The sequence below is a fragment of the Bradyrhizobium sp. MV1.5 genome, from assembly GCF_055807615.1.
In genome coordinates, this window is the sequence record NZ_JBVVPL010000035.1 from 39,400 (window position 1) to 48,216 (window position 8,817).

General features: G+C 64.7%; 8 protein-coding genes. 4 read left to right on the forward strand and 4 right to left on the reverse strand.

The features are described 5' to 3' along the window. Nucleotides 1–21 precede the first annotated feature (21 nt). On the forward strand, nt 22–1,392 hold the full coding sequence (locus tag AC0L2J_RS26810; protein WP_007605054.1) for a glutamate--cysteine ligase: 1,371 nt from the start codon (nt 22–24) through the stop codon (nt 1,390–1,392). 112 nt (nt 1,393–1,504) lie between these two features. Further along, nucleotides 1,505–2,077, forward strand: coding sequence for a PAN domain-containing protein (locus AC0L2J_RS26815; protein ID WP_007605055.1), 573 nt, complete (start codon nt 1,505–1,507; stop codon nt 2,075–2,077). Between the two features lie 124 nt (nt 2,078–2,201). On the opposite strand, the gene AC0L2J_RS26820 is transcribed toward AC0L2J_RS26815, so the two are convergent. The 4 genes from AC0L2J_RS26820 to AC0L2J_RS26835 form a co-directional block, all read right to left on the reverse strand. Next, nucleotides 2,202–2,768 (reverse strand): nucleotidyltransferase family protein, encoded by a 567-nt coding sequence (locus tag AC0L2J_RS26820; RefSeq protein WP_473248146.1) that lies wholly within the window; start codon nt 2,766–2,768, stop codon nt 2,202–2,204. 54 nt (nt 2,769–2,822) lie between these two features. Continuing rightward, on the reverse strand, nt 2,823–3,599 hold the full coding sequence (gene lepB, locus AC0L2J_RS26825; RefSeq protein WP_007605057.1) for a signal peptidase I: 777 nt from the start codon (nt 3,597–3,599) through the stop codon (nt 2,823–2,825). Continuing rightward, a complete protein-coding gene (tldD, locus tag AC0L2J_RS26830; RefSeq protein WP_007605058.1) occupies nt 3,596–5,023 on the reverse strand; it encodes a metalloprotease TldD in 1,428 nt (475 codons plus the stop codon). The genes lepB and tldD overlap by 4 nt, the downstream gene beginning before the upstream one ends. Before the next feature lie 118 nt (nt 5,024–5,141). Next, nucleotides 5,142–5,687 carry an invasion associated locus B family protein gene (locus tag AC0L2J_RS26835; protein WP_007605060.1) on the reverse strand — a complete coding sequence of 182 codons (546 nt, stop codon included), beginning with the start codon at nt 5,685–5,687 and terminating at the stop codon, nt 5,142–5,144. Nucleotides 5,688–6,134: 447 nt separating this feature from the next. On the opposite strand from AC0L2J_RS26835, the gene coxB reads away from it, so the two are divergent. Together coxB and ctaD are read left to right on the forward strand one after the other, a co-directional pair. Continuing rightward, nucleotides 6,135–6,974, forward strand: coding sequence for a cytochrome c oxidase subunit II (gene coxB, locus AC0L2J_RS26840; protein ID WP_007599432.1), 840 nt, complete (start codon nt 6,135–6,137; stop codon nt 6,972–6,974). Nucleotides 6,975–7,061: 87 nt separating this feature from the next. Beyond that, nucleotides 7,062–8,687, forward strand: coding sequence for a cytochrome c oxidase subunit I (ctaD, locus tag AC0L2J_RS26845; protein WP_007605061.1), 1,626 nt, complete (start codon nt 7,062–7,064; stop codon nt 8,685–8,687). The last annotated feature ends 130 nt before the right edge of the window (nt 8,688–8,817 follow it).

The following is an 8,817-nucleotide window of genomic DNA, read 5'->3' on the forward strand; positions in this document are numbered from 1 at the left end:
CGCTTTTGATTAGAGTCTGATATGGCGCGAGACCAGATCGATATGACGCCCCTGCAATCGCGCGACGAGCTCGTCAAGTGGTTCGAGGAAGGCTGCAAGGACCCGTCCGAGTTCCGCATGGGCACCGAGCATGAGAAGACGCCGTTTACGCTCGAAGGCCACCGTCCGGTGCCCTACGAAGGCCCGCGCGGTATCGGCGCGCTGCTCGAAGGCATGAAGCTCCTGCTCGGCTGGGAGCCGATCATGGAGAAGGGCAACATCATCGGCCTCTACGACGTCACGGGCGGCGGCGCGATCTCGCTGGAGCCCGGCGGGCAGTTCGAGCTTTCGGGCGCCCCCGTCGAGAACGTGCACCAGACCCAGAGCGAGCTGATGGCGCATCTGGCGCAGGTGCGCGAGATCGCAACGCCGCTCGGCATCGGCTTCCTCGGGCTCGGCATGACGCCGTCCTGGTCGCGCGCCGACATCCCGGTGATGCCCAAGGGCCGCTACAAGATCATGACCAATTACATGCCGAAGGTCGGCCAGTATGGCCTCGACATGATGTACCGGACCTGCACGGTACAGACCAATCTCGACTTCTCCTCCGAAGCCGACATGGTCAAGAAGCTGCGTGTTTCGCTCGCGCTCCAGCCGGTCGCAACCGCCTTGTTCGCCAATTCGCCGTTTACCGAGGGCAAGCCGAACGGCTTCCTCTCCTTCCGGTCCGAGATCTGGCGCGACACCGACAACGCGCGTGCCGGCATGATGCCGTGGGCATTCGAGGACGGCATGGGCTTCGAGCGCTATGTCGACTACGCGCTCGACGTGCCCATGTATTTCGTCAAGCGCGACGAGGACTACATCGACGTCTCGGGCTCTTCGTTCCGCGCCTTCTTCGATGGCCGCAACAACAATTTGCCCGGGGAACGTCCGACGCTGTCGGATTGGGCCAACCATCTTTCGACGATTTTCCCGGAGGTGCGGCTCAAGCGCTATCTCGAGATGCGCGGCTCCGATGGTGGCCCGTGGGGCCGACTGCCGGCGCTATCGGCGTTCTGGGCCGGGCTGCTCTACGACGATGTGTCGCTCGATGCCGCCTGGGACCTTGTGAAGCACTGGAGCGCGCATGAGCGTCAGGCCCTGCGCGACGACGTGCCGCGCTTCGGCTTCAAGTCGCGGATCAAGGACCGCTATCTGTTCGAGATCGCCAAGGAGTGCCTCGTTCTGGCACATGCCGGCTTGCGCCGGCGCGGCCGGATCGACCAGCTCGGCCGCGACGAGACCAGGCATCTGGAGCCACTCGATCGCATCATCGATTCCGGCCGCACGCCGGCTGAGGAGATGCTCGATAAGTTCAAGGGTCCCTGGAACGGCTCGGTGGAACCAGCCTACGCGGAATACGCTTTCTAGACACAAGGCCAGCGATCGGGAGCACGAGCCGTTCATCGCCCGTACAGGTTTGCGGCGATCAAATGGCCGGCTGAAAAACCCGAGCGTCGTCAATAACTCGAAAGCTGTTCCGATGGGGAAGGGCCGCCTGGCCGTCATGGCAAGCGTCCTGGCAAGCGTCGTGGCCTGCGCCGCGCTGCTTTCGCTCGCGTTTGCGAGCTGGCCTGCGCGCGCCCAGACGGCGTTCGATCGGCCAGGCGGAGACTATTTCAGCACCCCCGTCACGTCGGGCGATCCCGAGGATTGCGCACTGCTGTGCGAGCGCGACCGCCGTTGCCGCTCGTGGAGCTTCAGCTATCCTGACGTTGAAGGCGGCTCGGCCGTGTGCTGGCTGAAGAACACGGTGCCTGCGCGGGTGCCGGGAAGCTGCTGCATCTCCGGTGTGCGCGGCGCCGGCGTGATCGAGCCGCGTGTCGAAGGCGTGGAGACCTCGATCGACCGCCCCGGCGGCGATTTGCGCAATTTCGAGATGAAGGACGGCGAAGGCGAAGAAGGCTGCAAGGCCGCCTGCACCGCCGACAATAAATGCCGCGCTTTCACCTATGCGCGCCCCGGCTACACCGGACGCGAAGCGCGCTGCTTCCTGAAAAAGGAAATCAAGCCGCCGCGGCGGAAGGCGGGGTTCACGTCGGGCGTGGTGAGATAGCATGCAGCTCTCACCACCGTCATTGCGAGCGTAGCGAAGCAATCCAGAATTGCTTCCGCGGCGGCAGTCTGGATTGCTGCGTCGCTTCGCTCCTCGCAATGACGAGGAGGGTAAAGCGGACATCTCACTCTGCCGCGATCACCGTGATCTCGGGCCACAGCGTCTTCCAGCGTGCCGCCTTCGCCGCGTAACTGGCGGCTGAAAAATTCGGCGCCCGATTGGGTCGCACGATCAGCTTCGCGACGTCGTCGAACCCGTGCGGCGCGTAGACGTCGAAATCCCCACCGGCGGGGCGGATGCCCACCTGCGTATTCTCAGTGAGGAAGCGGTCGATACCGTCGGTCGCGCGCATCAAGGGCGGATAGGGCAGACCGTGCTTGCCGGGATACCAAAGGTGCACGCGCGCCTGGTTGCGGATTTCGACCTTGGGGCCGAGATGCGCGAGCTGCGCGTGCAGCTTGCGGATCACCGCGTCTTCCGCCTCCCATGAGGTGTCGGAATCGAAATAGAACACGTCGTAATCGGCGATGCCGTGATCGATTGGGCGGCCCGTGAGCACGTTCCACACCGTCTGCACCAGGCAGCCCGCGACGAGCCACGCATCCGGCAGCGCGAGGCGATGGATTTCATCGAGGATCGCTGCGTTGAACGGATTTCGCAGGGCGAGAGCCAGAAATTCGTCGCGGGCCATCACTATTGCGCTCCCTCTCCCACGTGCGGGAGAGAGGTGAGGACGTTCCGGCCTTCAATGCACGGCGGTGAAAAACCGCGCCATGCGAAATCCGGACAGCCAGGTCCACACCGGCTGGCCCCGGATGCCGAGATCCCAGGATCCGAGCACGGCATCCGCGCGGCCGACCAGATTGTCGATCGGCAGCATGCCGACGCCGCCGGAGCGCAAGGGCACGCGGCTGTCGGCGGAGTTGTCGCGGTTGTCGCCGAGCACGAAGAGATGGCCTGCCGGCACCGTCACTTCCTGCGTATTGTCGAGCGGACCGTTGTCGCGCATCTTGAAGATCAGATGCGAGACGCCGTTCGGCAGCGTCTCGACATAGCGATAGGCGGGTTCGCTGCCGCCATTGTCGTCCTCGGCGGCGCCAACGCCGTCAGGCTTCAGCTCGGCGGGGCGGTCGTTGACGAAGAGCTGGCCTTGGCGCAGCTGGATGCGGTCGCCGGGGAGGCCCACGACGCGCTTGACCCAGGCCTGCGAGCGGTCGCCGGGCCAGCGGAAGACCACGACGTCGCCCTGCTTCGGCGTCTCCGCGAACACGCGGCCGCTCTCGGGCAGGTTAATCTGGATCGGCAGCGACGAGGTGCCGTAGCCGTAGGGGAATTTCGAGGCGATCAAGGCGTCGCCGATCAACAGCGTCGGCTCCATCGAGCCCGACGGCACATAGAACGGCTCGGCGAGCGCGCCCTTGGCGATGAACACCGCGGCGACGATGCCGGCGAGCTGCACGAGCTGGCCTGCCCAGCCGCTGCTCTTCCGCTTGGTGGCGGCAGTTATCTTCTCGACGCTCATCCGCCTGTTCCACCCACCGTAATGCGTTCCATCAACAGCGACGGCTGGCCGACGCCGACCGGCACGCCCTGACCGTTCTTGCCGCAGGTGCCGATGCCGGTATCGAGCGCGAGATCGTTGCCGATCATGCGGATGCGATGCAAATCGGTCGGCCCGTTGCCGATCAGCATGGCGCCCTTCAGGGGGGCACCGATCTTGCCGTTCTCGATCTTGTAGGCCTCAGTGCACTGAAACACGTATTTGCCCGAGGTGATGTCGACCTGGCCGCCGCCGAAATTCGCGGCGAAGACGCCGTTCTTCACCGACGCCAGGATCTCGGCCGGATCGCGGTCGCCCGCGAGCATGTAGGTGTTGGTCATGCGCGGCATCGGCACGTGGGCATAGCCCTGGCGGCGGCCGTTGCCGGTCGGCTTCATGTTCATCAGGCGCGCGTTCTGGCGGTCCTGCATGTAGCCGACCAGGACGCCGTCCTCGATCAGCACGGTGCGGTTGGTCGGCGTGCCCTCGTCGTCGATCGACAGCGAGCCGCGGCGCGAGGCAATGGTGCCGTCGTCGACCACGGTGACGCCCTTGGCCGCGACCTGCTGGCCCATCAGGCCGGCAAACGCCGACGTCTTCTTGCGATTGAAGTCACCTTCGAGGCCATGGCCGACCGCCTCATGCAGCATTACGCCGGGCCAGCCGGCCCCGAGCACGACGTCCATTTCGCCGGCGGGGGCGGGAATCGATTCGAGGTTGACCAGGGCCTCGCGCAGCGCGCCGTCGGCGGCGTCGCGCCAGGACTTAGCTTCGATGAATTCGGCGTAGCCGGCGCGGCCGCCATAGCCCTTGCTGCCGCTCTCCTGGCGGTCGCCCTGCCCGGCGACGACGGAGACGTTGACGCGCACGAGCGGGCGGATGTCGCGATAGCTCTCGCCGTCGGGCCGCAGGATCTCGACCACCTGCCAGGTCGCGCCCAGGCTGACGCTGACCTGCCGCACCCGCGGATCCTTGTCGCGCAGATAGGCATCGATCTCGGCGAGCAGCTTGACCTTGGTCTCGAAGCCGGGGGCATCGAGCGGATTGTCGTCACTATAAAGCCGCACGTTGGTATGCGCTGGAGGCGCGGCGAAGCTGCCGGAATAACCACCGCGCACGGCCGCGACCGCGTCCGCGGCGCGAATCAGCGCCGGCAGCGACACGTCGGAGGAATGCGCGTAGCCGACGGCGTCGTCCTTGACGGCGCGCAGGCCAAAACCCTGCGAGGTGTCGTAGGTCGCCTGCTTCAGCCGTCCATTGTCGAACATCAGCGCTTCGGTCTGGCTGTATTCCAGGAACAATTCGCCGTCGTCGGCACCGGCAAGCCCGCGCGCGAGCTCGTTGCGAACCTGATCGCGGTCGAGATTGGCGCGGTCGAGCAGGGAGGTTGTGGCAGGGTTGGTCATGCGTCCGTCCATTATCGGGGGATGTGAGGCAAGATAATGGTTTCCCGGCAGTTCCGCGAGGGCGCCAAGTCTCACATTACGGAAACAATAGGAATCGCGGGGCTAACCGCCCTTCACCCTACGGCAACTTGTCATATCCCTCGCCGAGCCCGTTCAGGCTGAGCGGGAAGCCGATGCCTTCTTCCGGGGTCTCGAAGATGATGAAGGTCGCGGTCTTGGCGGTGCGGAGCTGACCGAGCAGCTTGTCGTCCATGACGACCTCGGCGACGCAGCCATTGGGCAGGCAGCGGACAAAGCCGGCGCGGCCGACATCCTGGTTGTCGAGCTTGAGGCCGAGGCCGGAGGGCAGGAGAACGCCGAGGGGGGCGACGACCCGCATCAGGCGGCTCTTCTGGTCGGCGGTCTTGAGGACGATCACGGTCAGGCCGGCGTTGGAGCGGTCTTCGGCCACCACGCTCTGGATCAGGGCGCATTGCTCGGACTGGGCGCCCGGCGGGGTGTCGCAGCGGATCTGCCAGTCGCCATGGACGGAGCGCACCGCGCCCTGCGCATGGGCGAGGCGCGGAAGCGCCAGGACGACCACCGCCGCCAGCAGGCCAGCCCGCATCGTCAGGCCGCCAGCCCGCCTTGTCGCCCGCCTTGCCATGGATCTCGAAAACCCCATCGGGTCGGTCCCTCTGCTCGCCTGGGTCGCTCGCACCCGGCGGACTGATACGGGAATGACGGCGTCTTGAAGGCGATTCGCAAGCAAATTCCACGCCGCCACGGCCGCCGTTGCCCGCACGAATCAGGTTCCGGTGCGGCTGTCTGCCAGTGCCTACCGCGGGCAATTCCGCTGTCAAGGCGCAGCATCTCGGGAAACGGTATTTTTGTCTGATGTTACTAGGAAATATCTTGCGGGTGATGGCTGACAGGCGAGGCTCAAGACTGCATTGCGATAGATCAAGAATTATGGTTTGAGAGGCTTGATTTCGGCGTTCTAGCGATCTGGCCCAATTCCTCTTAGAGGTATTCTTGCGCGGCGGTTTGTCAGACGGGGGGATCGAATAAAGCGTTTCCCGAAAATAGGGGAATGCACTTGGGGTGATTTCGTTAGGGGAGCGCGAACGGCATGAAGATGTCGATGGGCCCGGTGGGCCGGCACTTGCTGGGATTGGCCGTGGCGGGTCTGACGCTGGCGACGGGCGGTGCGGCATTTGCCGAGCTCGGGCAACCGGCTGCGTGGGAGTGGACGCTTCAGCAGTCCGGGTCCCCGGTGATGGACAACATCGTCTGGTTCCACAATTTCCTGTTCGTGCTGATCACGCTGATCACGCTGTTCGTTCTGGCGCTGCTCGTGATCGTGGTCGTGAAGTTCAACGCGAGAGCCAATCCGGTGCCGTCGCGGACCACGCACAACACGCTGATCGAGGTGGCGTGGACGCTCGTTCCGGTGCTGATTCTGGTTGGTATCTCGGTGCCGTCGTTCCGCCTCTTGTTCCTCGAACTCGACGTGCCGAAGGCGGATCTGACCATCAAGGCGACCGGCAAGCAGTGGTACTGGTCCTACGCCTATCCGGATAACGGCAAGTTCGAGTTCGACTCGCTGATGGCCCAGGACAAGCAGCCCCGTCTGCTCGGCGTCGACAACGAGATGGTGGTGCCCGTCAACAAGGTGGTCCGGGTCCAGGTCACCGGCGCCGACGTGATTCATGCCTTCGCGCTGCCGTCCTTCGGCGTCAAGATCGACGCCATTCCGGGTCGGCTCAACGAGACCTGGTTCAAGGCCACCAAGACCGGCATGTTCTACGGCCAGTGCTCGGAGTTGTGCGGCAAGGACCACGCCTTCATGCCGATCGCCATCCGCGTGGTGAGCGACCAGGAGTTCGCCTCCTGGGTCGAGACCGCGAAGAAGAAGTACGCGAGCGGCGGCACCAGCACCTACGCCTCCACCGCCGGCCCGACGCAGTGAGCGCCGGGCGAAGGGTTCGAGGAAACTGAAAGCGACATAAGGCGGGACCTCCAGAGGTCCGATCGGGACGCAAGGCAGGATTAGAAAATGGCAACGAGCGCAGCGGCACACGGCGATCACGCGCAAGACCACGGACATGACGAGCACGCCCATCCGACCGGATGGCGGCGCTACGTCTATTCGACCAACCACAAGGACATCGGCACGATGTACCTGATCTTCGCGGTCATCGCCGGCGTCATCGGCGCCGCGATGTCGATCGCGATCCGTGCCGAGTTGATGTATCCGGGCGTGCAGATCTTCCACGAGACGCACACCTACAATGTGTTCGTGACCTCCCACGGCCTGATCATGATCTTCTTCATGGTCATGCCCGCGATGATCGGCGGCTTCGGCAACTGGTTCGTGCCGCTCATGATCGGCGCGCCCGACATGGCGTTCCCGCGCATGAACAACATCTCGTTCTGGCTGCTGCCGGCCTCGTTCGCGCTGCTGCTGATGTCGACCTTCGTCGAGGGCGAGCCGGGCGCCAACGGCGTCGGCGCCGGCTGGACCATGTACGCGCCGCTGTCGAGCTCGGGCCATCCGGGCCCGGCCGTCGACTTCGCGATCCTGTCGCTGCATTTGGCGGGCGCCTCTTCGATCCTCGGCGCCATCAACTTCATCACCACCATCTTCAACATGCGCGCTCCGGGCATGACCCTGCACAAGATGCCGCTGTTCGTGTGGTCGATCCTGGTGACGGTGTTCCTGCTGCTGTTGTCGCTGCCGGTGCTCGCCGGTGCGATCACGATGCTGCTCACCGACCGCAATTTCGGCACGACGTTCTTCAACCCCGAAGGCGGCGGCGATCCCGTGCTGTTCCAGCATCTGTTCTGGTTCTTCGGTCACCCCGAAGTGTACATCCTGATCCTGCCCGCCTTCGGCATGGTCAGCCAGATCGTCTCGACCTTCTCGCGCAAGCCCGTGTTCGGTTATCTCGGCATGGCCTACGCCATGGTCGCGATCGGCGGCATCGGCTTCGTGGTGTGGGCGCACCATATGTACACGGTCGGCATGTCCTCGGCGACGCAGGCTTATTTCGTCGCCGCCACGATGGTCATCGCGGTCCCGACCGGCGTGAAGATCTTCTCGTGGATCGCCACGATGTGGGGCGGCTCGATCGAGTTCCGCGCGCCGATGATCTGGGCGGTGGGATTCATCTTCCTGTTCACCGTCGGCGGCGTCACCGGCGTGGTGCTGGCGAATGCCGGCGTCGACCGCGTGCTCCAGGAGACCTACTACGTCGTCGCGCACTTCCACTACGTGCTGTCGCTCGGCGCGGTGTTCGGAATCTTCGCCGGCTGGTACTACTGGTTCCCGAAGATGTCGGGCTACATGTACAATGAAGGGCTCGCGAAGGCGCACTTCTGGGTCACCTTCATCGGCGTGAACCTGGTGTTCTTCCCGCAGCACTTCCTCGGCCTGTCGGGGATGCCGCGCCGCTATGTCGATTATCCCGACGCGTTCGCGGGCTGGAACCTGGTCTCGTCGGTCGGTTCCTACATCTCCGGCTTCGGCGTGCTGATCTTCCTCTATTGCGTGATCGACGCCTTCGCGAAGAAAGTGCCGGCTGGCGACAATCCGTGGGGTGCAGGTGCGACCACGCTGGAGTGGACGCTGCCCTCGCCCCCGCCCTTCCACCAGTTCGAAGTGCTGCCCCGCGTGCAGTAAGCCAGTGCTCGCGGGGCCCCGGGGGGGGGCCCCCGGGGGGCCAACCAAGCCGGGGGGGGATTTTTAGGGGGCCGCCCCAAAACCCCACACAAAAAAAACCCCCAAAACCCCGAGGGGGGTGTGGGGTTAA